This window comes from Fibrobacter sp. UWEL (assembly GCF_900142535.1).
Taxonomy (GTDB): Bacteria; Fibrobacterota; Fibrobacteria; order Fibrobacterales; family Fibrobacteraceae; genus Fibrobacter.
On the sequence record NZ_FRBE01000005.1, the window covers coordinates 1 to 26,289 of the forward strand.

At 48.5% G+C, this 26,289-nt stretch carries 19 protein-coding genes; 6 read left to right on the top strand and 13 right to left on the bottom strand.

Annotated features, from left to right (window positions below; all coding sequences use genetic code 11):
• Positions 1-114: 114 nt before the first annotated feature.
• The 6 genes from BUB59_RS04435 to BUB59_RS04460 form a co-directional block, all read right to left on the bottom strand.
• Positions 115-1,134 (bottom strand): pseudouridine synthase, encoded by a 1,020-nt coding sequence (locus BUB59_RS04435; RefSeq protein ID WP_073226121.1) that lies wholly within the window; start codon positions 1,132-1,134, stop codon positions 115-117.
• Positions 1,135-1,219: 85 nt separating this feature from the next.
• Entirely contained in the window at positions 1,220-1,855 is a 636-nt protein-coding gene (locus BUB59_RS04440; protein ID WP_234979934.1) for a nicotinate-nicotinamide nucleotide adenylyltransferase, read from the bottom strand.
• Positions 1,845-2,447 carry a hypothetical protein gene (locus tag BUB59_RS04445; RefSeq protein ID WP_143160220.1) on the bottom strand — a complete coding sequence of 201 codons (603 nt, stop codon included), beginning with the start codon at positions 2,445-2,447 and terminating at the stop codon, positions 1,845-1,847. Before BUB59_RS04445 ends, BUB59_RS04440 begins: the two co-directional genes overlap by 11 nt.
• Positions 2,448-2,460: 13 nt before the next feature.
• Entirely contained in the window at positions 2,461-2,871 is a 411-nt protein-coding gene (locus tag BUB59_RS04450; protein ID WP_073226126.1) for a hypothetical protein, read from the bottom strand.
• A 7-nt stretch (positions 2,872-2,878) separates the two neighbouring features.
• Entirely contained in the window at positions 2,879-4,054 is a 1,176-nt protein-coding gene (gene rsgA / locus BUB59_RS04455; RefSeq protein WP_073226129.1) for a ribosome small subunit-dependent GTPase A, read from the bottom strand.
• On the bottom strand, positions 4,044-4,373 hold the full coding sequence (locus BUB59_RS04460) for a hypothetical protein (RefSeq protein WP_073226132.1): 330 nt from the start codon (positions 4,371-4,373) through the stop codon (positions 4,044-4,046). Before BUB59_RS04460 ends, rsgA begins: the two co-directional genes overlap by 11 nt.
• Before the next feature lie 95 nt (positions 4,374-4,468).
• On the opposite strand from BUB59_RS04460, the gene BUB59_RS04465 reads away from it, so the two are divergent.
• Complete coding sequence (locus BUB59_RS04465; RefSeq protein WP_073226135.1) at positions 4,469-5,365, top strand: geranylgeranylglycerol-phosphate geranylgeranyltransferase; 897 nt, start codon at positions 4,469-4,471, stop codon at positions 5,363-5,365.
• 345 nt (positions 5,366-5,710) lie between these two features.
• Entirely contained in the window at positions 5,711-7,096 is a 1,386-nt protein-coding gene (gene purF / locus BUB59_RS04470) for an amidophosphoribosyltransferase (RefSeq protein WP_073226137.1), read from the top strand.
• Positions 7,097-7,178: 82 nt separating this feature from the next.
• Here the strand turns inward: purF and BUB59_RS04475 are convergent, their stop codons facing one another.
• Positions 7,179-8,099, bottom strand: coding sequence for an NAD-dependent epimerase/dehydratase family protein (locus tag BUB59_RS04475; protein ID WP_073226140.1), 921 nt, complete (start codon positions 8,097-8,099; stop codon positions 7,179-7,181).
• Between the two features lie 141 nt (positions 8,100-8,240).
• Between BUB59_RS04475 and BUB59_RS04480 the strand changes: the two genes are divergently transcribed.
• The 4 genes from BUB59_RS04480 to BUB59_RS04495 are packed head-to-tail and all read left to right on the top strand — an operon-like array spanning position 8,241 to position 11,385.
• The gene (locus BUB59_RS04480; RefSeq protein ID WP_073226143.1) at positions 8,241-9,275 is read left to right on the top strand and encodes a D-alanine--D-alanine ligase family protein; all 1,035 of its coding nucleotides are present in this window, start codon (positions 8,241-8,243) and stop codon (positions 9,273-9,275) included.
• A 44-nt stretch (positions 9,276-9,319) separates the two neighbouring features.
• A complete protein-coding gene (tsaB, locus tag BUB59_RS04485) occupies positions 9,320-9,976 on the top strand; it encodes a tRNA (adenosine(37)-N6)-threonylcarbamoyltransferase complex dimerization subunit type 1 TsaB (protein ID WP_073226146.1) in 657 nt (218 codons plus the stop codon).
• Between the two features lie 15 nt (positions 9,977-9,991).
• Positions 9,992-10,444 (top strand): GNAT family N-acetyltransferase, encoded by a 453-nt coding sequence (locus tag BUB59_RS04490; RefSeq protein WP_073226149.1) that lies wholly within the window; start codon positions 9,992-9,994, stop codon positions 10,442-10,444.
• A gap of 17 nt (positions 10,445-10,461) precedes the next feature.
• Positions 10,462-11,385, top strand: coding sequence for a YdcF family protein (locus BUB59_RS04495; RefSeq protein WP_073226152.1), 924 nt, complete (start codon positions 10,462-10,464; stop codon positions 11,383-11,385).
• On the opposite strand, the gene BUB59_RS04500 is transcribed toward BUB59_RS04495, so the two are convergent.
• The 6 genes from BUB59_RS04500 to BUB59_RS04525 form a co-directional block, all read right to left on the bottom strand.
• Complete coding sequence (locus BUB59_RS04500) at positions 11,371-13,026, bottom strand: glycoside hydrolase family 9 protein (protein WP_073226155.1); 1,656 nt, start codon at positions 13,024-13,026, stop codon at positions 11,371-11,373. The genes BUB59_RS04495 and BUB59_RS04500 overlap by 15 nt on opposite strands.
• A 57-nt stretch (positions 13,027-13,083) precedes the next feature.
• On the bottom strand, positions 13,084-13,917 hold the full coding sequence (locus tag BUB59_RS04505; protein WP_073226158.1) for a deoxyribonuclease IV: 834 nt from the start codon (positions 13,915-13,917) through the stop codon (positions 13,084-13,086).
• Between the two features lies 1 nt (position 13,918).
• On the bottom strand, positions 13,919-17,011 hold the full coding sequence (locus tag BUB59_RS04510) for a right-handed parallel beta-helix repeat-containing protein (protein ID WP_083540168.1): 3,093 nt from the start codon (positions 17,009-17,011) through the stop codon (positions 13,919-13,921).
• On the bottom strand, positions 17,008-18,633 hold the full coding sequence (locus tag BUB59_RS04515) for a FecR family protein (RefSeq protein WP_073226166.1): 1,626 nt from the start codon (positions 18,631-18,633) through the stop codon (positions 17,008-17,010). Before BUB59_RS04515 ends, BUB59_RS04510 begins: the two co-directional genes overlap by 4 nt.
• Positions 18,634-18,722: 89 nt before the next feature.
• The gene (locus BUB59_RS04520) at positions 18,723-19,052 is read right to left on the bottom strand and encodes an SUI1 family translation initiation factor (RefSeq protein WP_073226170.1); all 330 of its coding nucleotides are present in this window, start codon (positions 19,050-19,052) and stop codon (positions 18,723-18,725) included.
• Between the two features lie 83 nt (positions 19,053-19,135).
• Positions 19,136-25,912 carry a cadherin repeat domain-containing protein gene (locus tag BUB59_RS04525; RefSeq protein WP_083540169.1) on the bottom strand — a complete coding sequence of 2,259 codons (6,777 nt, stop codon included), beginning with the start codon at positions 25,910-25,912 and terminating at the stop codon, positions 19,136-19,138.
• Between the last annotated feature and the right edge of the window lie 377 nt (positions 25,913-26,289).

The following is a 26,289-nucleotide window of genomic DNA, read 5'->3' on the forward strand; positions in this document are numbered from 1 at the left end:
TGTAGATGTAAAGATAGCCTACGAATGGGAATCGGAATCGAGAGATTCATCTAGCAAGGCTGCCTAAATGCTTCCACACATGTTGATGATGCCTCAAAAAAAGCATCGTTTTCCCTAGGGAACAAGAGCTTTCATCTCCTCCGGGAAGTCTCGACTCTCAAAAGTCCTTGATTCCTTCCAGTAAGGCAGCTGAATTTCGGCCTTATAGGCATAAAGCATCTGACTTTTGGAGCCCAGCACGGCGAAATCATCTGCAGAAAGAGCGTCTTCCTGACTTAATTCGCCGCGAGCACGAGCTTCCGCCACCTTATCCGTCATCTTCTCGTAGTACTTTCCATCAAAGCTGTACAGGCGATCACCCAAAATCGGGTATCCCAACTCGGAAAGATGGGCTCGAATCTGATGTTTACGTCCGGTGATCAACTCGCATTCCACCACCGAGTACGCTTCTTCCCGAGATTCACCCGCCTCATTGACCCCGCGGCGCGTTCCGCCAGCGATTTTTCTAAAAATCGTATGGCAGGGTTTTCCATCTTCAAAATGATGCATCCTGATGCGGATACGATCGTTCGGATCCTCACGAAGAGCCATCTGGCAGTCCACCGCCTGGTCAGGAAATTCACCGCGGACCACCGCCATATAGAACTTCTTCAGCAGGATGCGGTCCAGATTCTTCTGGAAACGTGCGGCGGATTCCGCATACTTGGCAAACAGCATAACGCCACCCGTGTCCCTATCCAGACGGTGCATGGGCGTAGCCGTTTCATAGTCCGTGCCCCTGCGGACAATTGAAGTAAAGGTATTGTAGAAGATGCGTCCCGTATGGTGAACAGGAACACCTGCGGGCTTTGCGATAAGCATAAACTCTTCGTCTTCAAAAATCACTTCATAGTTGGTGGGGACTTCCGGCTCGGTGTAATTTTCCACATGATACACCACCTTGTCGTTCTTGTGAGCAATGGTAGATGCATTGGCCACCACCCCATTGACAGATACAAGACCGCGGGAAAGTTTATCCGCCCAGTCCATCTCGCTATGATACGTAAAGCGAGCGCATAAGGATTTCAGCAGAAGCCAGCCTTCGTGTTCCGGCTGGACAACGCTTTCGAAGTACATATCTGAAGGGACGGGCATGGGAGTTATGAGTTATGAGTTATGAGTTATGAATTATGAGATACGAGTTACGAGTTATGAGTTATGAGTTATGAATTATGAGGGATTAGTCGCGGTAGAGGTTGTGTTCCTTGATGTACTCGTATACAGAAGGTTCAAGACCTGCGGGGCATTCGTTATAGTTACACAGCAGAGCCTTTCGAATCGCGGTACTGGAATACTGGCCTTCAAAGCCTTCTTCGGGGCCAAGCCAAAGCAGGTCGGCGTAGCCGTTTGCCTTATGTTTTTTCAAATCAGGCTTTGTATATCCATCACGGGCAAACACAATCAGTTCAATGTCGCGCAGCAGCAGGTGTCCATTGTAATTGGTCCCAAAGAAATTCATGGGGTCACGCCAGTGGGGAATTCCTTCGTAGGTATCGGCTCCAGTCAGCAGGCGGAAATTGATATCCGGGAATTTTTCCTTAAGGCTCATCAAGAATACATAGGAACCGCGGAAGTCCCCCTGCTGGATTTCCAAGTCAGAAAGCACCAGGCGTTTGTCGCCGGAGAATGCAAGTTCCAGCATGGCAAAGCGATCTTCGGGACTGGCATTCAAAGTCTTGTCCCAACGATCGGGGCTAGGCATAAACCACACTTCATCGCAGAAGCCGCGGTCTAGGCAAGTTTTCGCCACCGTCACATGGTCCTTATGGACCGGATCAAATGCACCCCCTAATACAGCAACATTCTTAATACACATATGCAGCAAAGCCAATATTCATCTGCACACGACCACCCTTGATACTCTTATCCTGGAAGGGATCGTAATGCTTTAACACCCAGCGGTAACACACTTCAGCGTACAACATGGTCTTGGAGAAAAACAGCAGCATGGAACCACCGCCCACGCCCCATTCATTCCAGGCCACGTCACCAATATCACTCAACTCGCTTACGCGGGAATACATACCTGTCACGTATACTTCGCCCAGCAAGTGAACGCCTAGCTTAATATCAAGATCGGTATGTTCCACTTCGTACTTGGTGTCTTCGGTCTTGGAGCTATAGTCATAAAAGCCATAGCCCACACGCAAAAAACCAAGATGAGGATACCACAAGCCAATAATGGGTTCCACCTGATAAAGTCCAAGGCCACGTTCTGCGCCAACGCCAGTGCCGGAACCAAAGCCCAGGAAACCACCCACCACCAAGGGAGTACGGATGGAAGGTCCCGAAGATGCAGCCTGCGTTCCGGAAGCGTCTGCAGAATTTGCGGCAGTCGAAGCGGCCCCACCTTTCTGGGCAAAAGCCAAAACGCCCAGCAAAAGACAAAGAGTGAAAACTTTTTTCATGAGATTGTTCATACTACAACACCAGAATTAAAGCCACCGTTAATCCCACCAGAGCATTAGCCAGTTCGTCCAGCTTGCTGATTTTAAAGAAGCCTTTCTCGATGGCGCCATTCTTCAGGATCCGATTCAGTTCCATGTTTGAAAGCATCAGGGACAAGGCAAACTTAAATACCAGTGCACCAAGAATCCAGTAGGCAAAACCACAGAGATACGCAATAGTCACATAGATCATGGACAGGAGGGTGACCAGCACGAAGTTAGAACGTTTTACAGAGCTATCCCCGGAATCCGTTTCCTTGGCGAGCGCCTTAAAATCCTGAACCTTCTTACAAACCGATTCGTAGCTGGCAAGCACCTGAGACAGGTTGTATCCCGCCAGGATTACAGAAGCAACCAGCATGAGTTTTATTGCAACATCCATCATCTACCGTCTAATTTCCAGAATTCAAAATTCGAATGTAACTTGCAAAGCGGGCCTTGGAAATCTTGCCTTCTTCGACTGCGGCACGTACCGCACAACCCGGTTCCTTCACATGGATACAGTTGCTGTACTTGCAGGTGAACAAGTCTCCCTCGAAAAAGCCCGGGAATATTTTCGCCAGAGTTTCCGCATCCATATCCATCAGGCCGATACTGCGAATCCCCGGGGTATCAATCACGATGCCGCCCTTGGGGAAATCTTCCAGCGGGAGATCAAACAAGCTGGAAGACGTAGTCGTATGCCTTCCCTTGCCATCACGTTCACGAACCTCACCCGTTTCCAGTTCGGCGTCCGGAACCAACGCGTTCACCAAAGTAGACTTTCCAACTCCACTCTGACCGCTAAAGACGGAAGACTTACCGTCCAGTTCCGCACGGAGGACTTCCAGGCCTTCTCCAGAACGCACGCTGACCGGAATCACCTTATCCGCGATGGACATAAAGTCACGAATATCCTCGGACAGGTCCGCCTCACCGTTGGGGAGCAAATCCATCTTGGTAAGCACCAGCACAAAGGGAAGGTCATTCAGGTTGGCCGCCAGCAGGAAGCGGTCCATAAAGCCATAGTTAAACTCCGGCTGAGTCACGCTGGCAACAATGACCACCTGGTCGATATTTGCCGCCAGAGTCTGCTGTTTGTAAAAGCTATCTCGAGGGCCCGGGCGCTTCAGTTCGCTCTTTCGCGGGAGGACGCGAACCACACAATACTTCTGAGAGCCCACGCCATCGCCTTCGTCTTCTGCGTCATTGACCTGACCCAGGAGCACGCGGTCGCCTACCGCAGGAAATTCGCCCAAGGTCTTGGACGTGGTGGCGCGGTACATGGCCGTCACCACCTCGCAATTATCGAAACGCACTTCGCAGGTACGACGATGTACTTCCATCACCAGGCCTTCAACGCAGTTTTCTTCACCGATATTTTCGATGGGATTCTTCACTTTCTTGATTTTGGCCTTCTTGAATTCGCGGCTGTAACGTTCCTTAATGGGGCGTTCGTCCACAACCCCACTTTCAAGTTCCTTCATCACGTCAATGCGACGGCTGCGGTGATCGCGACGAGTCGGGCGAACAGAGCGGAGAGGCTTTTCTTCTTCGCCGTCTAAATCCTGATCAAAATCATTTCGCATCAGGTTCACCCTTCTTCAAATTTTTCTTCTCTTCCACACGCTTCTTGGCGGCAAGACCCGCTTCGGAATCGTCCCGTTCCCGAGCTTCATCCAGTTCTGCTTCCGTTACTGGACGATCATGCCGGATGGATTCCATAATGAAGTGAATTGCCTTCAGGCGGCCATTGCACTTTTCGATGCAGTTATCATAGAATCCACGAGTCTTGTAATCCCATTCCGGCACAATGTCGGATGCATACAGGAAATGCTCGATACAAATGGAAAGCTGGTCCGCTTCCCTTCTCAGGTCTTCTATTTTGCTCTTTGTGAAAAATGCCATGAAAAGAAATATAGTTTTTTATTTCCCTACGTCATCCTGAGCGAGCGCAGCGAGTCGAAGGATCTCCCATAGCACAATCTTTCTATATTATCATTATGTTCAAGACCCTGCTCCAAATGACCCGTCCCGTGAATATCGTCATCGCCATCATTACGCTGGTGGTGGGATACTTCCTGCTGGGCGTTCTCCCGGGAGCCTCCAACGGCGTTACCGTTCTGGGCATTAGCTGGATTGCCATTATCCTGCAGTCTCTTGGGTTCGCATTCGCCATCGGTTTCGGCAACATCCAGAACGACGTTCTTGACTTCGAAAGCGACAAGAAGAACCGTCCCGATCGCCCGCTGCCTAGTGGCCGCATTTCCATGAAGGCAGCAAAGACCTCCTGGATCGTAATGCTTATTCTTAGCGTGGGATGCGGTTTTGCAGACAACCTAACTTCTGGAATTTTCTTTGGCGTTTTGGCCCTGCTGTTGGTCGCCTACAACATGAAGCTAAAGCACATTCCCCTGCTGAAAAATATGACGGTAGCATACCTTTGCATGACACCATTGATCCTTACTTTGGTCTACCCCATCGGCATTCCAGAAACGGACATTGTTGGCATGGATATTTCAAGCAAGTTGGGATTTCTTTACCCCGCTATGATGTTCGCATTTCTGCTCACCACCGCCCGTGAGATTTATAAAGATCTGGAAGATGAAACCGGCGACCTGATGGCAGGCATCATGACCTTCCCCCTGATTGCAGGCGCCCCCACCGCACACCGCCTAGCTGGAGCAATCCTCGCCTTCACCTGGATTCTGCTGCCCTTACCCGTTGTTCAAGGATACTACTCCACCCTGTTTTTAATCCTTGCTCTCGTTGCCCTGACGCCCTCATTCATCTACATCATCGTCCAGGCCAAAAAGCAGAATTACCATAAGGCACAAAGCACCGTCAAAATCGCCATGTTCGCCGGCCTCATCGCTCTTGTTGTAAGCACTGCTGTATAAGAGCAACCACATGTCATCTCGAGCGAAGCAACGTAGTTGCGAAGTCAAGAGATCTCTTTGACAGAAAACAACAGTATAGATTCCTCGACTACGGTCCTTCGGACCTACGCTCGGAATGACATGGAACAGAAAATGTAAAACGCATCCTCCAAAAACGTCTGTTTTTACACTAAACGTAAAGAAAATGCCATTTTCAGACAAAAATCGCCAAAAAAATAACAAAAAAAACCCTTAACGGCTCTCATGGCAGAGGCTATTTTCTAGCCGCTTGATTCTCTCGCTTGCACCGGTTCCGGTGAGCTACGGCCCTCGAGGCAGGGAGAATTTCATTTCCAAAGAGGCGTTATGCTCGAAGAAATTCATGAAGAATGCGGCGTCATCGGCATTTTCAATGGCGAGAACGTTGTACGTAATGTTACCATGGGTCTGTACGCACTGCAGCACCGCGGCCAAGAATCCGCAGGTTTCGCAGTAACCGACGGCGACAAGATTCGCGTCCGTAAGTCCATGGGTCTGGTTTCCACCCTCCTGCAAGAACACAACGTTGACGAATGTCCGGGTACAACCTGCATCGGCCACGTCCGTTACAGCACCACAGGCGCAAGCACCCTGGCAAACGCCCAGCCCATTCTAGTGAGCTGCAAATGGGGCCAGTTGGCAGTGGTTCACAACGGTAACATCACCAACGCTACCGAACTGCGCCAGGAGATGGAAAACGAAGGTCACATTTTCCAGACCACCTCAGACTCAGAAATTCTTCTTCATGAAATCGCCCGCACACAAGCCGATGATTTGGGACAAGCAATCAAGAAAGCCATTACCAAATTCACCGGCTGTTTTTGTTTGATCTTCATCAGCAAGGACACCATGTACGTTGCCCGCGATGGTTTCGGTTTCCGTCCGCTTTCCATCGCACGTATGGGCAAGTCCTGGTGCGTGGCCTCCGAGACCTGCGCCTTTGACCTGCTGGGAGCCCACTACGTTCGCGACATCCAGCCCGGCGAATTCTTGACCATCACCAACAACGGCCTTCATTCCGAACGCTTCATCCAGAAGGATCGTCTGGCCCACTGCATTTTCGAATACATCTACTTCAGCCGTCCGGACTCCAAGATTTTCGAGCAGTCCTGCGACAAGGTCCGCCGCAAGATGGGCAAGCAGCTGGCCAAGGAATGCCCCGTTGACGCAGACATCGTCATTTCTGTTCCGGACAGCGCCACTACCGCAGCCCTGGGCTACGCACAGGCCAGCGGCATCCGCTTTGAAATCGGGCTGCTCCGTAACCACTATGTGGGCCGCACCTTCATCGACCCCACCCAGAACGTTCGCGAACAAAAAGTTAAGCTGAAGTTCAACCCCATCGAAGGCGTCCTCAAGAACAAGCGCGTCTGCGTGGTGGAAGACTCCATCGTCCGCGGCACCACCCTGAAGATTCTTTCCAAGATGCTCCGCGATGCAGGCGCCCTGGAAGTCCACATCCGCATTGCATCTCCTCCGGTAGCTCACCCCTGCTTCTTCGGCATGGACTTCCCCAGCCAGGGCGAGCTTGCAGCCAGCTCCATGACTCCCGACGAAATCGCAAAGATGCTGGGCGTAGAAAGCCTGGGCTACTTGAGCGTTGAAGGCATGAAGGAATGTACCGGCGACGGTGAAAACTTCTGCGCAGCCTGCTTCGATAACGACTACCCCGATTACATCGGCATCGATTCCAACAAGATGCGTTGCGGTTAAGTTTCAAAAACCTACAAATGTTAAAGAGGCTCATTCCCAACCGGAATGAGCCTCTTTTTCACAAGCGTTGTAATCCAGAAGACTAAACGTGTTCGAAGGTCCACTTCACGTGATCCAGCATGAAGTCGCGAGCATCGAACACTAGGCCAAACTGATCCTTGATCTTGGTAACCTCAAACAAGGTGGGCTCATCAGACCAACCTAAATCGGTTTCCACGATCTTGGTCTTGGTGCCAGGCTTTAGGGAAATCATCATTTCGGCAATTTCCTTCCAGCTCATCCAGGATTCACTAAGACCCAGGTAGATTTCCTCGTTCTTGTCGGATTCCAGAACCTTCATGTAAAGTTCTGCCTGATGGCTAGCATGAATAAACTGGGTTCCATCATTCTTGATGATGTTAATGTCGCGGCCTTCCTTAACGGCCTGAGCCATCGTAAAGAAACGACGGTCCGGTTGGCAACAGCCATCGCTCCAAGCGGGATTACCGAAAGTATACCCCGGGCGAATGATATTGCGAGTCATCTTCACTTCAGGGAACTGAGATCCGTAACCATGAGTGAATCCAAGAACAAAAGCTTCGCCAGCGGCCTTAGTAGCACCATAAAGATCCATAGGCAAATTGCTGGTCACTTCACGCATGGTGGGGCGAATACGACCCATGGCAGCTGTACTGGAGGTATAAATAAACTTCTTGCAACCAGCACGGGCTGAAGCTTCCAGCAGGTTCACTGTTGCGCGGGTATCGTTCATGAGCATGGCGGACGGAGTATCGCCCCAGCCCAACGCAACATGAATACAGGCGTCGCAGCCATTGAGACCTTCCGCCATCTTTTCAAAATCGGTAAGAGCACATTCAACAAAGGTAACGCCAGGCTGAGCCTTCATGGAAGGCACCTTGTTCGGATGACGAGTAGCAACAACCACTTCGTGGCCTCGGGCAATCAAAGCCTTAACCACATAATGACCAATAAACCCAGTTCCCCCGGTAACAAAAACCTTCATTTTTTACCTCATCTCAATTTTGCTGATAGAAATATATAATCCTTTTGGTGCAACGGGCAACTTACCGCTAGAATTTACCATTCAACAGCCATTGTTTTAACTACATTATTCACGTAAAAGTTTTTATCAAAGAGGCTTACAATGGCACGTATGCGCGTTCTCGTTTTGATGGGTGGTCCGTCCACCGAACATGATGTTTCTGTTGTCAGCGGCACTGGTGTTGTCCGCGCAATGAATCCCGACAAGTATAACATTCACCCGGTTCTCATCGACAAGGATGGCACCTGGCACTGGTCTTCCCGCGAACTGTCCCCCTACCAGAAGGACAACTTCAGCGTGAACTACTTCCGCGGTCTGGAAGGCACTGCAGCAAACACCAAGAAGAACCCGGCCCTCTCTGAATTGCCGGACGCTGACATCGCATTCCTCGCTCTCCACGGCAAGTGGGGCGAAGACGGCCATGTGCAGGCTCTCCTCGAAAACTGGGGCATTCCCTACACCGGTTGCGGCCTCCTGGCTTCTGCCCTCGCCATGGACAAGATCAAGTCCAAGGAAATCTACCGCGCCAACGGCATTCCTACCCCGCCCTACCGCGTGGTATTCAAGCACGAATTTACAGGCGATGTTCTGGTGAACGTTGCCGACGAACTGGGCTTCCCGCTCGTCATCAAGGACCCGCTGGGCGGTTCCTCCATCGGTATCGGCATCGCCAAGGATATGGACGAAGCCGGCAAGATTGTTCAGGACCTTTACAAGGACACCAACCGCTTGCTGTTCGAAAAGTTCATTGCAGGTGGCGAAGCTAGCTGCGGCTACATCGAAGGCGAAAAGCCCCTGCCGCCGACCGAAATGCGCATGACCACCCGCGAATACTTTGACTACGAAGCCAAGTACAATGGCGAATGTAAGGAAGTGACCCCCGCAGAATTTACTCCGGAACTGACCGAACGTATTCAGGAACTGGTGAAGAAGGCTCACTACGCTCTGGGCGGTGCAGGCTACAGCCGTACCGACGTCCGTATCACTAAGGACGGCGAACTGTTCGCTATCGAAACCAACACCCTGCCCGGCATGACTCCCACCAGCCTCTTGCCCCAGCAGGCTGCTTGCAACGGCATTACCTACAGCCAGCTCATCGATATGATCATCGAAAAGAGCCTGTACATCAAGAGATAAACCTTACGTGTCATCCCCGGCTTGACCGGGGATCTAGCATAAAGATGAACTTAGACTTATTTGTAGATACTTCCCGCAAGGGGATTTCCATGGGATTGTCCGACAGTGTTTCTGGCTTGTACCAGGAAACTGTGGACGTTACCGCCCGTGGCGAAACCGCATCCGCCCTTCTCGACGAGCTGTTGACCCGCGTAGACGCCAAGCTGGATGACATCAAGCGAGTTCTTGTTACCGTTGGTCCCGGCTCCTTTAGCGGTCTCCGTACCGGTGTAGCTTTCTGCCAGGGCTTATGCTTTAGCGGCAAGCGCGAACTTTTTGGAGTCAGCACTCTTCAAGCGCTAGAATGTTTCGGTACTGCAGAATCCGCAAGTAAGGAAAGCGTTGCCGTAGTGATCCGCGCACGTCCTGGTTACTGGTACTTGCGTCAGACCGTCAACGGCAAGGCAGATGAAAGCTTTATTGAAACCGCAGAAGTAGTGGAACGTCTGAAGGCTGCAGCAGACCTGAAGGTTGTAGTGGTGGATGAACCCGCCACCGCAGATGAAACCCTGAAGGTTCTCTTTGAAGAACTGAAGGTGAAACAAGTCCTGGACGCAGGCAAACCCCTTAACTTGTGGGCACCGCTGTTCACCTCCGAACAGGCAAGCCTCATTCAGGAAGCCAACTACATTCAGCCGTCCTATTTTGAGAAGTTGAAGTAACCGCCCGAGAGTAGAATGCCTATTCGCAAAATGGAAATTGCAGACATTCCCGCAGTTCTTGCAATTCAGGAAGAACTGCAGTTTCAGGAATGGAACGAAAAGCAGTTTACCAGCGAGATCAAGGCAACCTACGCCGCCTGTTTCGTCTACGAAAGTGAAGCAACAGCCAGCGAAGCCCCTAAGGAAATCTTGGGTTATTCCATCTTCCACATCATGGGTCCCGACTCAGAACTGCTAAGCATCGCCACACGCAGTAACCAACAGCAAAAAGGCATTGGACAACAACTGCTTGACGCAGGCTTTGCTCTGCTGGACTTTGCAGGCGGGGACTGCTGCTTTCTGGAAGTCCGTGAAGGAAACGCAAAGGCCAGACGCTTCTACGAAAAGAACAAGTTCAAGATTTACAGCACCCGCAAGAAATATTATTCCGATGGCGAAGACGCCGTTCTTTACAAGACGGAACCTTAAACGATCCGGAGATTTACGTGTCCAAAGTTCTCAGTAAAAAGCAAATTCGTGCAAGACGTCTTGCCCAAAGCATCGCTGCAGCAATTGCAGTTCTCGCCATCATCGTTTTTTACTTGATCATGACACAAAGCGGTCACTGGCTTGTGGACGACGACGAATTCGAACACGCCAAGTGGGTTGCCATCCTGGATGGGCAATCCGCAGACTTGGAACGTACGGATTTTGCCGCCAACCTCTTTGCCAATGGGAAGGTAGACTCAGTCTTGATTCTGGGACGTCGCTGTCTGCGCAATCGAAACAACGCTGAATTCTACGCCGACGAATTTATGCAGCAGGGAGCCTTCGACAGTACCGCTGTATTCCTGGCACCTCACGATGATGCATCCACCATCGGCGAAGCATACACGATTATTCCCTGGCTCAAGAAGCATAAGGCAGATACAGTCCTATTGCTCACCAGCGCTCCCGCCACCCATCGAGTCAAGAGGATTTTCGAAACTCTCTCCGGCGAAACGCCAGTATACAAGACTGTAGACATTCATCACTATCAGTTTACTGCAGATAGCTGGTATTCCAATCGCGAGTCCCGCAAAAACTGGCTTCGCGAATGGCTGGCCACCGCAGCATCATTCATTGACCTGTGGCCTGCAGGCGAATTGACCGCAGGCGATTCCGCCTATTACAAGCCTATCGTCTCCCTGAAGGAATACGAACAGCGCAAGAATCCCGTAGTCAATCTCCAATCCTTGATTCCCAAGGTTCAGGAAAAAATCAAGACTACACTATCTGCAGACACCTCTGCAACTGACACCGCAAAGGTCAACACAGAAAAGCTAGACAAGGAAAAAACGGAACCCGCCAAGGATTCCGTAAAAACCGATTCCAAGAAAGAATCCGATAAGAAGGATTCAACAAAGAAAGAATCTTCAGCTAAGAAGTAGCAGCACCGCCGTCAGCGGAGAACTCCAGTTGATGGCAATCTCATTGCTCGCAAAAGAACAACGTTCATCCGTATAGGACAAACCCGGCAAATCGCTGGGATAATGGGGCGCGCGATGACCGTCCTGTCGATCCGCATTGATACCGCCTACCACAAGGCCTGGGATCGGTTCTTCCACTCCATCTGAATGGCTCAGACGATGATGGGGATGCATGGGTGAACTCCAGGCCGCACCAGTGACAAAGCAAGTATTTACCGGATTGCGTCCATACACGAAGTGCATCATTTCAAGACTAGCCGATCTTAACACATCATCCTTTTTCCACTGGTTCACTATCAGCAAAGTCAAGGCATGATTGGCAATTTCGCCATTGCTTCCCCAAATAAACTTGCGGATCGAAAGTCCATAGGCGTCTTCGTTTTGTTTCTTCAGAATTTCACCTGCAACGCCATCCAGCATCCATTGGGCACGCTGTTGCAGTTCGCGATCGTATTCCTGCAAGGCAAGCAAAGCCCACCCCATGTTCTGGGTATCGCGCCAGTCCATTCCAAAGAAAGCCGGATTTTTATCCATATCCGCAGGCAACATCTTGCGGACTTCGCCACAGAGGGAATCGTCACAACGTCCTGCAGCATTTAAGGCACAGAACAAGGCCGCACGAGTCCAGAAGAATTCGTCATCGTAATGTTCATCGCCATAGCCGCCGCTTCCTTCCGTATTGCGAGGCCACCCTACCGCGGGATTTTCAACGGCCCAGCCATAGGCCCTGATGGCGGCGTCCAGACAGCAATCTGCAAAAGCCCTATCATCCTTACGGAAAACGCAAGAAGCCTGCGCCACTGCGCCAGCAAAATTCAAGGTGGATGTGGTGGACTTTCCCAGCACCAAGCGCTTTTGCAGCATGTCAGAATCATGAGGCGAAATAAAGCCATCCCAACGTTCCGGAGTTACCTTAAAGAAAACGCCGCCGTCAAGATACTGCATACGCAGGAAAAATTCCAGTTCAAATCGGGTTTCTTCTTTAAGGCTATAGGGCAAATCAAATGTTCCACCCACATTCACCGCAGCTGCATCAGGTGCCATCTGGCACGCCAGCAAAAGAGTCCCTACGGAAATGCCTCCATTCACGATGTACTTGCCATAGTCGCCAGCATCATACCAACCGCCATGAGCATTCCAGGAGCCGTCTCGCTCCATCATGGGATGAAATCCAATGTTGTCATCCAAATGGGCCGCAGGACGGGCCCAGGGCCCCGCAAATTCCGCCTTAAGTTCCACGCCGGAACGCTGGTAGAAGAAGGATTTGATATTCGCTTTGGCCTGGGCGAGAATCCAGCTGTTTGAGATTTCAAACCGTTCCGTCTTAAACTGGGAACCGTCCTTCCCCACAACCATAATGCGATACGAACCCGGTTCTTTCACAGCAGAAAAATCGCCGGTCCACAAGGTTTCTCCAGAGTAATCGCAAATGCCCTTATGTCCAAAGGAGCCTTCCCTCAGGGAGCCTTCAAAAACAACCTTTCCCTGTTCGTCTAGAATGCTAAAAGAACCTTTGCAGGGAAATGCATTCACATCCACAAAAAAGGTTTTAGAAGCCTCGGGCGTATACCCCAAATGATTGTAGCGAACAGGATAATTCATATCCTAAGAATACATTTTAAGGAGCCCGCCAGGCAGACTCCTTAAGCAAATAAACGTTTACCGCAAGAACCGCGACCGCATCAACTTAATCTCAGCGGCATATCCCGGCAGCTCATTGGGAGTTTCCAAAAAGAACGGCAAATCCCGCAATGACTTATGGTTCACCACCCTTACCAACGCGTCCAACCCAATGAAACCGCCTCCAATGACCTCATGACGGTCCTTGTGGCTGCCCATAGGGTTCTTGCTATCATTCAGGTGAATCGCCTTCAGTTTATTCAAGCCGATGACCTTGTCGAACTGTTCCAGCACATCGTCCAGATGGTCCACAATATCGTAGCCACCGTCAAAAACATGACAAGTATCCATGCAAACGCCCATCTTATCCTTCAATTCCACTCGGTCCAAAATAGCACGAATTTCCTCGAAGTTGCGTCCCACCTCAGAGCCTTTTCCCGCCATGGTTTCCAGCAGGACGGTCGTCTTCTGGGTCGGTTTCAGCAGGCGATTCAGCATGGAAGAAATGAACTCGATGCCCACTTCAGGACCTTGCTTCACATGGCTACCCGGGTGAAAGTTATACATGGCCTCCGCAAAATGATCCATACGGAAAATATCATCCGCCATCACATCTTCCGCAAACTGACGCAGGCCCGGATCTGCGGCGCAGGCGTTCAACGTATAGGGAGCGTGAGCCAGGATAGGAGCGAAGTTGTTCGCCTCCATCAGTTCAGAAAGCTTCGCGGCGTCATTCTTGTCGAAGGGTTTTGCCGCCCCACCACGAGGGTTTCGGGTAAAGAACTGGAAAGTATCCGCACCAATAGAAAGGGCGGTTTTACCCATAGCGAGAAAACCGTCCGTCGAAGATAAGTGACAACCAATATGTAGCATACTAGAAGGAATAATTCAGAGAGAGGATGAAATAGAGGTCCTTGTACTGGTCAGGACGATTGTCCGGTCTGTAGTCCATTACAGTACCCACCGTCCAGTCCGTAAAGAGTGTTGCGGTATGATGCACGCGCAAAGCAACAGAACCAGTAATATCAATTTCCATTTCATCTTCATCCTCACCCTCATCAGAACGATTCATAATATTCTGACGGAAAGATCCATTCAGGGTCATTTCCATAAAGTCCTTCACCAGCGGGAAAGACAGATTATCAGAAATATTCCATTCGAATTCCGTCATGTCATCGCGATTATAAATCTTGTAGCGAGGCATGAAGCTAATGGTATTACGCACATTCTCCAAGGTCGTTGTCAAGGAAATCGGATAACGCTGTTCAAAGTAATCACCACCATGGAAGTAGTAACCCAGAATGCCATAGGTTTCGTCGGAGAAGTTAAAGCCATCCAGCAAGTCATCATCACCGAATTCAGACAAGTCCGTACGATAGACCCATACGCCACCAACCTTCAAGATGTTCTTGGGGAACTTGTAAGTCACGCCCAATTCCACAGTATGCTTCAGCAGCTTTTCTTCGAACATGGAGGCCAGATAGTCTTCATCTTGCAAGGCCTGGTATTTAGCCCATCTAGCAGAGTCAAGCTTGATGGTGTCGCCATTAGCCTCAAAGGAAACATTAGCCTTCCCAGAACGAGGGCTGAACCAGCTATCGTCATAAATACCAGATGCGGCTTCGTAGTTAGCGTGAAGTCTCAAGGAAGTGCTACGAGTACGATAGTTAAAGCCATACTTCACAAACAGGGCCAGATTGTCCATGATCTTGAATTCGTTACTCAAGTAACCATCATGAATATAGAGAGTACGGTTTTCCTTCTGGCTATGAGTTTCCAGCCACTTGTCGTCAGCGCCAGACAGGCCCCACTTATCGCCTTCACCCAAGCCAAAGATATTATAGCCGTTTCCACCATCGTAGGCATTTTCAACATTGATGTCGTAACCGAAATTCAGTTTCCAGAAATCGGTAAATCGATGCTTCAGGTTACCACCATACAAGCGGGTATTCTGGAGCTGGTCCGCAGAGCCTGCACTATAATAACCGGCGCCCACATACTTGAAGTAACCTTCCACAAAGGTATTCTCGTTGGACCATTCAAAGGACCCCGCCATAGCCCAGTTTCTGTGATCCCAGAATTCGCCATGAGAAGGACGTACTTCCGTAGTCTTGTAATCTCTTACGGTAGATTTTGCCAGCGCGAGAAGTTCACTCAGTTTCTTCCTCATGTCGGAAACCGTCATCATGGAATTGTCCCCAAAGATGGTTTCCAATTCAGCCTGGCTCAAGGAATAAACAGCTGAGGGATTTTTCATCAGGCGATTCAACAAGCTGAAATTAGATACATCAAGACCTTCAGCTTCAAACACACTGTTCATTGCTCGGATGGCTGCGGCATTAGCAGTATCAGCAACGCCAATAGCCACCTGGCCATTCAGCTTGATATCGCCCGGATACATGAGCCAATTACCTTCAGCAAACAAGGTTCTAGAAGTCAGAACAGGAGTGGAGGTATTCGCATTTTCAGTCATACCATCTCTCAGGAAGGGATCTTCTAGATAGTCCTTACTCCCTACAAAACCTAAGGCTCCATCAAAACGGCGATGCATATTCCAGAGAACCTTAGCACCAAGAACCATCTTCTGGGCGACAGCCTCACCATCATCGATATATTCGTTATAAATGTCGCGATCCTTAGTGCCCACCACCTTGGGAGCCTGAACTTCGCCACCAAAGGCAGTAACTTCAAACATAGGCATCTTGGCCGCATTCTTGAAAAGCTGAAGTTCATAAGAAGCGCCCAGCATGCTAACGCCAGCCATGGCAAGATCATCACTACTGACAAACTGATGGCCAAGAACCATTTTCTGGAAATCATCAGAATAGGAAGCCAAGAAGGAATGAACGTTAAAGTTGTTCCACTTGTCGCTGGAAATGTCAGAGGCGATTTCAAAGGTGCGGCCATCGTCAGATTCCATCACCACGTCTGCAATCCAGTTTGCAAAAAGACCCGGAGTCTGGAAATAATTCTTGAAGTGATCTCCATGATAAATGGTATCCTCGCCCACAATCATATCTGCATGATAGTTGCGGTAAGTAAGGACTTCATGGTAACCCAAGTCAAGGATTACATTGCCAGAAACCTTCCAGCCCGATTCAGAAGCAACTTCCGCTTCCATAGCGGTCAATTCACTTGCGTAGGAATTTTCAGGTTCCTCACCCAAGGTGGGTTCCAACATTGCCACATTTCTCAGAAGTCGACGGTCATTCTGACGGGTCACGGATTTCTTGAAAGCAGGATCGGGACGTTCAGCAGAAGCGAGACCAATCTTGTTGTCTTCCACCAGCAAGCCATTCTGCACAGTCTGATTTTCACCCTGAATAAAGACACCCACGTCATTCAGACGGATGTTCGTAGAGCGAATGTTCAAAGAGGAACTATCTGTAGCCAGCAAGCCAATGCGGTTCTTTTCCACTCTGGCGCCAGAAAGTTTCAGATTGGAGCCCTTGGATGCCCAGATACCCACATTGGAACTATTGAGCACGTCAATCCATTGCGCATTCACAAAGGCGTTCTTCACATGCAAGCCAATACGTGCAGGATTGTCAATGGTTACACCCATCATCTCAAAGGAACCATTTTCAACGGAGATACCGTACTCCGCATCCTTAATAATCAAATCCTGAACGTCAGCATTGTTATTCCCAGTTACGGAAACACCGTTCCAACGGGAATCCTTGGCCTTGAATACCACGGGGCTATTGGTCTGACCCATAATGGCCAGAGAGCCACCACGAATATCCAGGCCGGTCCCGGTTTCAAATTCCAGAACAGTACCCGCTTCAATGACAAGAGCCTTTCCCTTCGGGACAACAATCGTCTCCTTAACCAGGTAAGGAGAGGTTCCTTTTTTCAAAAAGCCACTTAAAATGCCACCTTTGACATATTCACTATCAACAGCAAAAGCACTCACATGGAGTGCCATTGCAAGTAGTGCTGTTACAGAAACAACTCTTAAAATCATTTCGGCGAGACCTCGTAAAGTTTCTTGGCCTTAGCTCTGAACCCGCTCTTATGAACAACTTCGATTTCCAGGCTGTTGGTCATATTGCGATTCAGTTCCACAGGCAGCTGGTAATCCAGGCTCTGGATCTGGGAAAGGGTCTCTTGTAATATAGTCTTTCCATTCTGTTTGACAACAACCTTGTACAAATATTCGGGGCTATTTTCAGGAATCTTTATTCTAAATTGCAATGTTTTCATCAGGCGAGTATCGCCTTCCGGACGGTTAGGCGGAGCAGTCACTAATTCCTTTGTACCACCAGAAACTTCGACGTTGAAACGCTTCATGGGATAGCAGCCCATCACACGGGAGACTTCCGCCTTGTTGCCCGCCTGGTCTTCCGCCCTCATCACGTATTCGTGACTTCCATTCTTCAGTTTCACGCGCTTCTGGGCGTTACGGGTAATGGCATCCTGGGACACAGGTGCACCATCCACTTCCATGACAAAGATACCCGCATCATTCTGCATGCCACCAATGGAAATATTGGCTGAGCAACGAAGGGAGTCGTAAGAAGTCAGTCCTATAGAAGGAGCCTTGGTGTTCACATCGCCACAGCTCTTATTCACCTTCAGGTCCACCGTCTTGGAAGTCGTCACGCCGCCACCCATAAAGGTAATGGTAGCCTTATCCGCATTCCACAGGCCATTTTCGTCGGACACGGAAATCTTCTGCATAAAGGTATGGGGAACACCGTCGGCAGCAGTCACGAGATTGCTGGACTGATAGCTATTGCCCACCTTCACGGTCAAAGTGGCGTTAGAGTCCGTGGTGCGATAGAGACCGCCCACTTCCAGACCCTGAGAGCAAACTTCAAAGGGAGAAGAGGTTGTCAGCTCAAAGCCATTTTCGGGCAGAGAAGCCTTTGCGGCACTATCGGCTTCATCCTTCAGCTGCTGCTGGAAAGTGGAGTCAGCCTTCTGGACTTCAGCAATCAAGGTGTTCATATCCTTGGAAGGATCGGCAAGCAAGACACTCAACTTCTTGGCAAAGCGAGGATGACCGGAGGAAGCCAACTTCACAACCACCAGGGAATCCTTACCGAAGGTAGTTTCGCCGGCTACGATATTAACGGGAGTATCATGACCTTCGGGGATAATTTCCAACTTACCGGTCTTAAGACCTGCGAAGAACACGCCTTCACCGCCCACATAACCTTCCGTACCGCGAATAGATGCGGTTGCGGTACCCGTCTTGAACTTAAAGGTAGAGTTTTTCTGTTTCAGCTTTTCGACAGCAAAGTTGATGTGGCCCTTCTTGATGTCGATTCGAGTTTCGAAGCCACCCTTGTCGTTGGGTTGCAGCAAAGTTGCCAATTCAACTTCGGCAAATTCAGCAATGGTAATGGAGCTACCATCCGGAAGGTTGAAGATCACTTCGGAAGCTTCACCTGTACGGACCTTGTCGGACTGGAAAACGTTAGCGTTAGCGCGAAGGGCACTCCAGTCATTCTGGCTAATTTTCTGGCGTTCAACAGTGCCCAATACAGAACGAACCTTACCTGCAGCAGGTGCAGAGTAAGCCATTGCGGGAACCAGGGCCAAGACGGCCAAACCATGAAGCAAAGAACACTTTTCGAACATAAGCCCTCATTTCTTTCTATACGGTATAGAAAATAGCCTATTTTCGACCAAAGTGTTTAGAAATTTTTTCAACAGGTGATTTAGAACAACTAGCCGCCAGCCAATTTGACGGTATAGCCCTTCTTTTCCAGTTCCTGCTTTAAAATATTGCGCTTATCACCCTGAATTTCAATGGTAAAGTCCTTCACAGAACCTCCTACACCGCATTTTTGCTTCAGCTGACGGCCAAGTTCCTTCAGTTCATCCTCGTCCAGAGGGATACCCGTTACAACGCTCGCCATCTTGCCGCCACCCAGGCGTTTCAGCTGGATACGTACGGTTCCATCCCCCTTGGGACGTTCGGCCTTGGGCTTTTCCTGCTTCACGCGACCACCCAGTTCAGTAGAATACACAAGCGTAGAACGTTCTTCAATACCCATAATAAAATCCTTTTTTGACCTAATTTACGTTTTTATACGAAAAGAGCTCGGCTTAGCCGAGCTCTTTAATCAAATTTTTCCGCTTATTTCTTAACCGGTCTCTTGTAACCGAAAGGCTTCAGCAGTTCGTCAGACTTCTTGAGAACCTGACCCTTCATCTTGCCAGCGCCGTTGGCCTTAGGTTCGAACGGAGGCAGAGAGCAACGCAGCTTTGCACGGATGTCGGCTTCCACCTTGTAGAGGTATGCACCGGTGGACAGCACGCGGCCATCTTCCGTACGGACTTCGCCATCCTTATCCGGCTTCTGTTCGAAGTACATGTTCAAGACACCAGCCTTGTCCGTGTATTCCGGATCATCAAGATCAATCTTGAAGCCGTAGTAGTCAACGAAGCCACCCAGAGAGGTGTAGATCCAGACCTTAGCATGCATCTTGGTAGTGTACATGTTGATCTTGCTCAGATCGCCACTGATGTCAAAGTCGTCTTCGCAGTACTTTTCAACGTACTGTTCCTGAGTGAACTTCACGCAAACGGTGGTATCCTGAGCCAGGGAATCCACATCCAGACCCATAGCTTCATATTCGTCAGCAGTCTTGCATCGGTCACTGTTCACGCCGCGGCTAGAGATAGTACCATCAGAGAGAACCAAGTCATCGAAGGTTGCAAGGCCAGCCACATCGTTTACCACAGGCAGACGAATTTCCATAGCCACGGTAGGACCAAGGTGGCCATTGCCTTCAACACCCGGATACGGAGTATCGAAGGAACCTTCTTCCTGGCCATAGCTGCCGCCAGTCAGAACCTCCAATTCCTTACCAGTAGAGGGATTTTCAACGCTTATAGCAAAGGTTTCACCCTTCTTCGGCGGATTAGAAGCGTAGTATTCTTCAACCTTTTCCAGATCCATTTCGGTTACCGCTTCGACCACTTCAATATCCATGGACTTAGCATCCTTCACCTGAACAGTGACGGAGTCTGCAGCAACGTTACCAGCCTTGTCGCGGTATTCACGCTTGATCTTCTGGAAGCCCTTCTTGAGGCCCTGGAGGGTCAAGGTATCCTGAACGACACCGTTAACGGTCCAGACAACTTCCACAGAGTTGGCGCGGATCTTTTCCATCATGACCGGGCTTACGATCTTAACAACCGGCGGAGTCTGGTCGAGAACGATGAACACGGACTGAGTTGCGGCATTGCCGAACTTGTTTTCGTAGGTGTAGGAAACATTGTAACCAATGTCGCCGTCTGCATTCTTCACGATGTTACCCTTTTCGTCGACGGTGTAGGTCACAACTACAGTGTTGTGCTTTTCGTCTTCGTATTCGTAGGTCACCTTGAAGGAACCGACGCTCACGTCAGTAGTCTTAGAAACGGTAGTATCGGATTCGCTGGGCTTGCCATCAGGAACGACAGCGACTTCAATCTTGTCGTCGGTGGTCAGGGCGCCATCAGAAGCAACGTTCAGCACCTGGCCGGTAACTGCATCAGCCTGGTAAGAAACAACCACTTCCCTACCGCCAATCTCGGTCTTGTAGGAGACGGTAATCACTTCGATAGAGTCAACCTTACCATCGATAATCACCGGAGTCTTCAGCACTTCACCATTCTTATCGGTGTAGTAGGTCACGGTGACGGTCTTGCCATTCACTTCTTCAGTGTAGTCAACCCTCACTTCGGAACCGTTCACCGGAGTACGGCTTGCGGGAATCTTCGGATTTTCGTTCAGAGTAAGCTTGCCCTGATCCAGCACAGAGGATACGGATTCCAGATCCTTGCTAGAAACGTTCACAGTTTCAAGATCCAGCTTCACAGTGAAGGAAGAATCCTTCTTGTTCACAGGATCCTTGATAGTCACCTTAATGTCGTTCTTGGAGTCCTTCACGTAAATGTTGGTATCACCAGCAATTACGGTTTCATCCAGAGTAAAGATGCCGCCATCACCCAGATCATCTGCCTTGGCAGAGATAATGACCTGCGGAGCAGAAGTGCTGAGCTGGATAACCACAGTATCAGCACCTGCGAAATCCTTCTTCGGATCCTTATAGGTCTTGATAATGGTGTGGATACCTTCGGTCAAAGTAGTATCCTGGCAGTAATCCCTGGCATCTTCAGTCCAGCAAATGGTCACATCAGGACGGTTGGTAAAGACAGAGTCCGGACGGACGAACACGGAGTCACCATCGTCAACCATCTGGATTTCGACCACGGATCTTTCAATCACGTTTTCAACAGCCACGGTAATCTTTGCAGTGTCTGCAAATTCGCCATCGTTGACTTCAACCTTCAGGATATGTTCCTTAGCAGTTTCGTAATCCAGAGAATCCTTCAGGGTAACCACACCAGTCTTCGGATCCACCTTGAACAAGCTGGTATCACCATCAACGATGGTGTAAGTCAGGTCGCGGAATTCCTTCTTCTTGGTATCCGGATCAGTTGCCTTCAGAGTATCAATGTCAGTCTTCGGAGCAGTGTGTTCGGAAACCGTAATGACCTTGTCATCCAGGTTCGGAGCTTCGTTCACATCGGTAATCTTGATGGTCACGGTAGTATCGGAGGAAACCTTCTGCGGGTCGGTCACCTTAACCTTGATGGTAAAGGATTCGATCTTTTCGAAGTCAAACTTATCCTTGTTCACTACAACGATTTCACCATCTTCGGTAACCTTTACGTAGTCGCTAGTACCGATCAAGGTGTAAGTACGCTTTTCTTCGTTCTTCAGGTCATCCATATCTTCGGAAGTCAGAGTGCCAATCACAGCTCTGTCAGCCGGATTTTCAGCAATAGTGAATTCCGTAGAAGTAATCACCGGAGTTTCCAGCACGTTCTTCAGATGGATAATCATGGTTTCGGAAGAACTCAGAGTAGGATCGTTCTTATCCTCAACCTTCACATTCAAGGTGTAGGTGGTATCGTCGGTTTCGTAGTTCAAAGTCTTCTTGACAGTGATTACGCCCATGGAGTCCACATCGAAGACGTCGGTAGCGCCATCCACAGCCACCACGCGGTTGTCGCGGAATGCCGGGTTAGAAACGCCGTCCATATCGCGGTCGTCACCCCATTCGATGGTACCCACCACAGCACCAACCTTGTTGTGTTCATTCAGGTCGAATTCATCCTTCACAATGTAAGGAGGTTCGTTAACGTCAACAATGTTGATGACGCGAACAATCTTGTCAGTCAAACCTGCATCATCCTTAACGGTGATGGTCAGAACATGAACATGGTTCGTCTTTTCGTAGTCCAGCTTATCGCCGTCGGTAACGGTCAGGATGAACTTGAAGCCCTTATCATCCTTAATCAGAGCCGGAGTAATAGTGAACAGAGTGTCAGAGCCAGACTTGTTCATATCCTTGAAGGATACTTCCATAGACTGCAGGTCACCAGCATCTTCATCCTTGACATAGTATTCCAGGATCTTGGTACCCGTTGCGCTATTTTCACGAACGTTCACGTAGACAGTATCGTTCTTGACATAGCCGCAATTTTCGGTGCAGGTAGTGTCAGGAGGATCGTCCGGATCGTCACAATCTTCAATCATTGCGTCGCAAGTGTGACAGATTTCCTTAGCAGGATCACATTCCGGAACAATGATGATTTCAGGAGGTTCTTCCTCGTCGGTCAGTTTCACGTAGACGGTAGCAATATCAGTGAGGCCACCGCCATCCGTTACGCGGACGTCGAAGTAGAATTCAGTTACCTTTTCATAGTTCAAAGCCTTGGAATCAGCAACCACGACCTTGTTGCTATCCATCTTGAACGGAACATCGTCAATCACTTCGTAGCTCAGAGTGCTGAACTTCACGTTCTTGATATCCGGATCAGAAGCCTCGACAGTACCGATGATAGTGCCTGCTGCAATATTTTCCTTCGGATTGAAGGAAGCGTCTTTAGTAGAAGGAATTTCGTTAATATCGATAACGTTCAACTTACGATCAATAGAAACTTCATTACAACCGGTAGCACCAGCCTGGTCCTTCAAAGAAATGGTTACATCATAGGGGAAAGACTTTTCGTCCATATTTGTAGCCAGGTCTTCATAGTTCAGCTTTGCGCTGTCCTTGACAGAAACTACGATAAAGAACTTTCCATCATCATCCTTTTCAATGGAAAGAGCAAACAAATCTTCAGCACTGACCTTACCAGACACCTTCTTGTTATCAGTCAGCGTCGGAACGAAATCAGAAACCTTTGCGTCAGCATTGTCTTCATCCGTAAATTCAATCTTCGTAACAACAGAACCCTTCTTGGAATGTTCCTTAACATCGTAATGATCCTTACCATCATCGGGGATAACAGGAGGTTCATTAACATCAATCAAGTTAACAGTGATTGTTGCAGTATCCTTCAGAGAAGGAGTGCCCTTGTCGCTAACGACAACATCAAAGGTAAAGGACTTCACCTTTTCATAATCCAACTTAGAGCCATCAAGAACCGTAATAGCACCGCTAGAAGTGATTGCGAACGTAGTATTTTCCTCAAGGAAAGCGTATTCCAACTGGCCAAACGGAACAGTCTTACGGTCTGGATCAGTCGCAACTACAGTTCCAACGGGGGTTCCTTTTATGGAATTTTCAGGAATTTCAAAGGACTGAGCATCCATGACCGGCTTTTCATTCACATCCAACATCTGGATGGTAATAATGGTCTTACCAGATTTTGCATCACTCAAATCCGTTGTAGAAGAACTCTTATCAGTAGCAACAACGCGAATTTGCAGGAGGCTATCAGCAGATTCGTAGTTCAACACAGCATCTTCGTGCACAACAATTTTACCCGTCACAGGATCCAGATCATAAAGGCTAGTAACCTTCTTATAATTTTCCTCTGTATTCTCTGCATCAAAGGTATCGTCAAACTTGTAGGTAAATTCATCATCATCCACGTCTTCTATGACAGCACTCAAAGAACCTGTAGCATAGTCGTCCCCATTAACATCACCTCTAACCACATTTTCCTTGATTTTGAAAGTAACAGGACTTAAAACGGGAGCATCGTTCACCGGAGCCACATTAATGGTCATGGTGTAAGTATCTTCAGAAACGATGTTTTCACCACGAACAACCACAAAGGTAAAGGTTGCTCGAGCAGAACCATAATCATTATCTGCAGGTGTGTAAATAAGACCACCAAACAACTTACCATCCAGGATATCCTTGGAAGGAATATTGCGGCCAAGTTCAACGGCCTTTTTATCAATGGTCAAGGCGCCCTTACCAGAAACTTCCAAAATACGGATAGAGTAGTCACCAGTCCAAGTTTCACCCTTTCTTGTCAAAACAGTGAAATCACTCTTACCGAATATGTAAGGAGTGTCTTCCGTCGCATTAATAGATTCATCTTGACCAGAAAGAACATCATCATTATCCTTGATAGAAATGTCAAAGCGACCTTCACGACTCTGGTCAGCCATGACAGCGCCTTCCAAGTCAAAAATGTGAATGGAGAAATGTTCCTCATTTTCAACAAAGCCATCATCAAAAACAGTCAAAACGATTGGTTCGCTCAGTTTGGTACTGCCGGCCTTAAAGGTAGCTGTACCAAAAACACTTTCACCATTACATACGATTCTATTAGCGTCTTTAACGATATCATCTAAACTAGCATAAACATCGTTTTCATCTACAGCATCTCTATTTTCGGTTCCCTTAAATTCAAAGCAATATTTAAAAGACACATCTGTTTCAGGAGCTTTACTCAATACAACAGAAAGAGCCTGGGGAGTTTTAATACCTTCTTCCAAAGTTCCCCAGCTATTGGTTTCGGGGTCACCGAGTTCAGGAGGATCAAACGGAACATAGTGGAAACCAGAACCATCAAAGAAGGCATTAATTGTCACCTTATCAGCAAGCAACTGACCAGCCAATGTCATGGACTGCCTAACGTTAATAGTTCCCGTTGTAATAAAAGAACCCTGGATAGAATCAGTAGAACTCAAAGCATCAAAGTCAATATCCTTATTTGTGTAGAAAAGCAAATTACCTGCGTAGTTCTTGTTATCTACGTAGGTATTGGTTCCAGAAGCCCATTCCTTAGTGGAGTTATTGTACCTAGCATCTTCGCTCATGTACACAACGCGAATTCGTGTATTAGACGTAATGGAAGGAAAACCATTCTTCAGGAAGATTCGCGTAAGGCGGCCCTTATTAGGCATTCTAATATTCAAGTAACTTTTGTTGACAAAATTAATGTAATCGAGATACAAATCATAAGTGCCTTCACCTGCCGGAATGTCAATATTCTTAGTTTCGTTATTGAGATCAATGCCGTTGTCGTAGGATTTCTCGGCATTCAGTAAAGGGATTCGAAGATCCGAGTTAATTACAGGAACAGCCGTCGGACATTCATCATTTGAATAGCTGGAATCAGCCCGCATAATCTTTTTAAACTCGTTGGCAATAGTTCCACCAACACAATGATAACCAGCAGTTACATTTCCAGTACCCCTCCAGTTCGTTTCACTGGGGATAGTAATATTACCCAAAACACGCACAGGTCCAGAAGTGATGCTGTCCGTACCATCACTCATAATCATGTTACCACCGATAAGTACGGGACCACCAATGACATGATGCATATTACCACTGGACATGTCAAAATTACCTGCGGCAGTACCAAACCAACCCGATTTATCCGTGACACGGATACTCTGCCCAAGGAAGTAGATACCTTGGGCACCGAAGATCTTATACTTCATCAAGTCGGTCCAGAAGGCTTCCTGCTTTTCGGAATTGACCGAGTACGACGAGCCGACATTTGCAAAGTACATCGGCGAGACGCTAGCAGCTAGCGCATCACCAGCGGAGACTACCATAGCAAGAGCGATGGCAAGTTTCTTGACTAATCCTATTTCAAATCGCATATTACATCTCCTTGGATGAATAAACGGATTCTACAAAAACTCTTATTCCAACTTGGAATATTCGTCACCTACCAAACAACCGTGCGAAAAAAAATACAAAAAACATACAATGTCCGCAATGATTGCAAGGTCGGAAAGTTGTAAAAGTGTGGTAAAAATTCACATTTTTTCAACACTTTCTTTACCGAAACGAAAATTTTACGTTCTTTTTCAAATTTCGTTGATCCACATCACGTAATTTTATCGTAAGAAAATTGCTACCTGTAAAAAACATTCCTCATTTTGTTTCCAAATTTTTTCTTGTTTTTGTCAACTCATTCATCTAAGTTACACGCCTTTGTTTATTAAAATATACATTGCAGGTCATTTTTCTTGGA

Bases quoted from the DNA above. Each gene is read 5' to 3' on its own strand.
- BUB59_RS04450 (WP_073226126.1), bottom strand. From the start codon at position 2,871: ATGATGGATGTTGCAATAAAACTCATGCTGGTTGCTTCTGTAATCCTG.
- BUB59_RS04440 (WP_234979934.1), bottom strand. From the start codon at position 1,855: ATGTGTATTAAGAATGTTGCTGTATTAGGGGGTGCATTTGATCCGGTC.
- purF (WP_073226137.1), top strand. From the start codon at position 5,711: ATGCTCGAAGAAATTCATGAAGAATGCGGCGTCATCGGCATTTTCAAT.
- BUB59_RS04480 (WP_073226143.1), top strand. From the start codon at position 8,241: ATGGCACGTATGCGCGTTCTCGTTTTGATGGGTGGTCCGTCCACCGAA.
- BUB59_RS04460 (WP_073226132.1), bottom strand. From the start codon at position 4,373: ATGGCATTTTTCACAAAGAGCAAAATAGAAGACCTGAGAAGGGAAGCG.
- BUB59_RS04520 (WP_073226170.1), bottom strand. From the start codon at position 19,052: ATGGGTATTGAAGAACGTTCTACGCTTGTGTATTCTACTGAACTGGGT.
- BUB59_RS04515 (WP_073226166.1), bottom strand. From the start codon at position 18,633: ATGTTCGAAAAGTGTTCTTTGCTTCATGGTTTGGCCGTCTTGGCCCTG.
- BUB59_RS04435 (WP_073226121.1), bottom strand. From the start codon at position 1,134: ATGCCCGTCCCTTCAGATATGTACTTCGAAAGCGTTGTCCAGCCGGAA.
- BUB59_RS04445 (WP_143160220.1), bottom strand. From the start codon at position 2,447: ATGAAAAAAGTTTTCACTCTTTGTCTTTTGCTGGGCGTTTTGGCTTTT.
- BUB59_RS04510 (WP_083540168.1), bottom strand. From the start codon at position 17,011: ATGATTTTAAGAGTTGTTTCTGTAACAGCACTACTTGCAATGGCACTC.
- BUB59_RS04505 (WP_073226158.1), bottom strand. From the start codon at position 13,917: ATGCTACATATTGGTTGTCACTTATCTTCGACGGACGGTTTTCTCGCT.
- rsgA (WP_073226129.1), bottom strand. From the start codon at position 4,054: ATGCGAAATGATTTTGATCAGGATTTAGACGGCGAAGAAGAAAAGCCT.
- BUB59_RS04475 (WP_073226140.1), bottom strand. From the start codon at position 8,099: ATGAAGGTTTTTGTTACCGGGGGAACTGGGTTTATTGGTCATTATGTG.
- tsaB (WP_073226146.1), top strand. From the start codon at position 9,320: ATGAACTTAGACTTATTTGTAGATACTTCCCGCAAGGGGATTTCCATG.
- BUB59_RS04525 (WP_083540169.1), bottom strand. From the start codon at position 25,912: ATGCGATTTGAAATAGGATTAGTCAAGAAACTTGCCATCGCTCTTGCT.
- BUB59_RS04465 (WP_073226135.1), top strand. From the start codon at position 4,469: ATGTTCAAGACCCTGCTCCAAATGACCCGTCCCGTGAATATCGTCATC.
- BUB59_RS04500 (WP_073226155.1), bottom strand. From the start codon at position 13,026: ATGAATTATCCTGTTCGCTACAATCATTTGGGGTATACGCCCGAGGCT.
- BUB59_RS04490 (WP_073226149.1), top strand. From the start codon at position 9,992: ATGCCTATTCGCAAAATGGAAATTGCAGACATTCCCGCAGTTCTTGCA.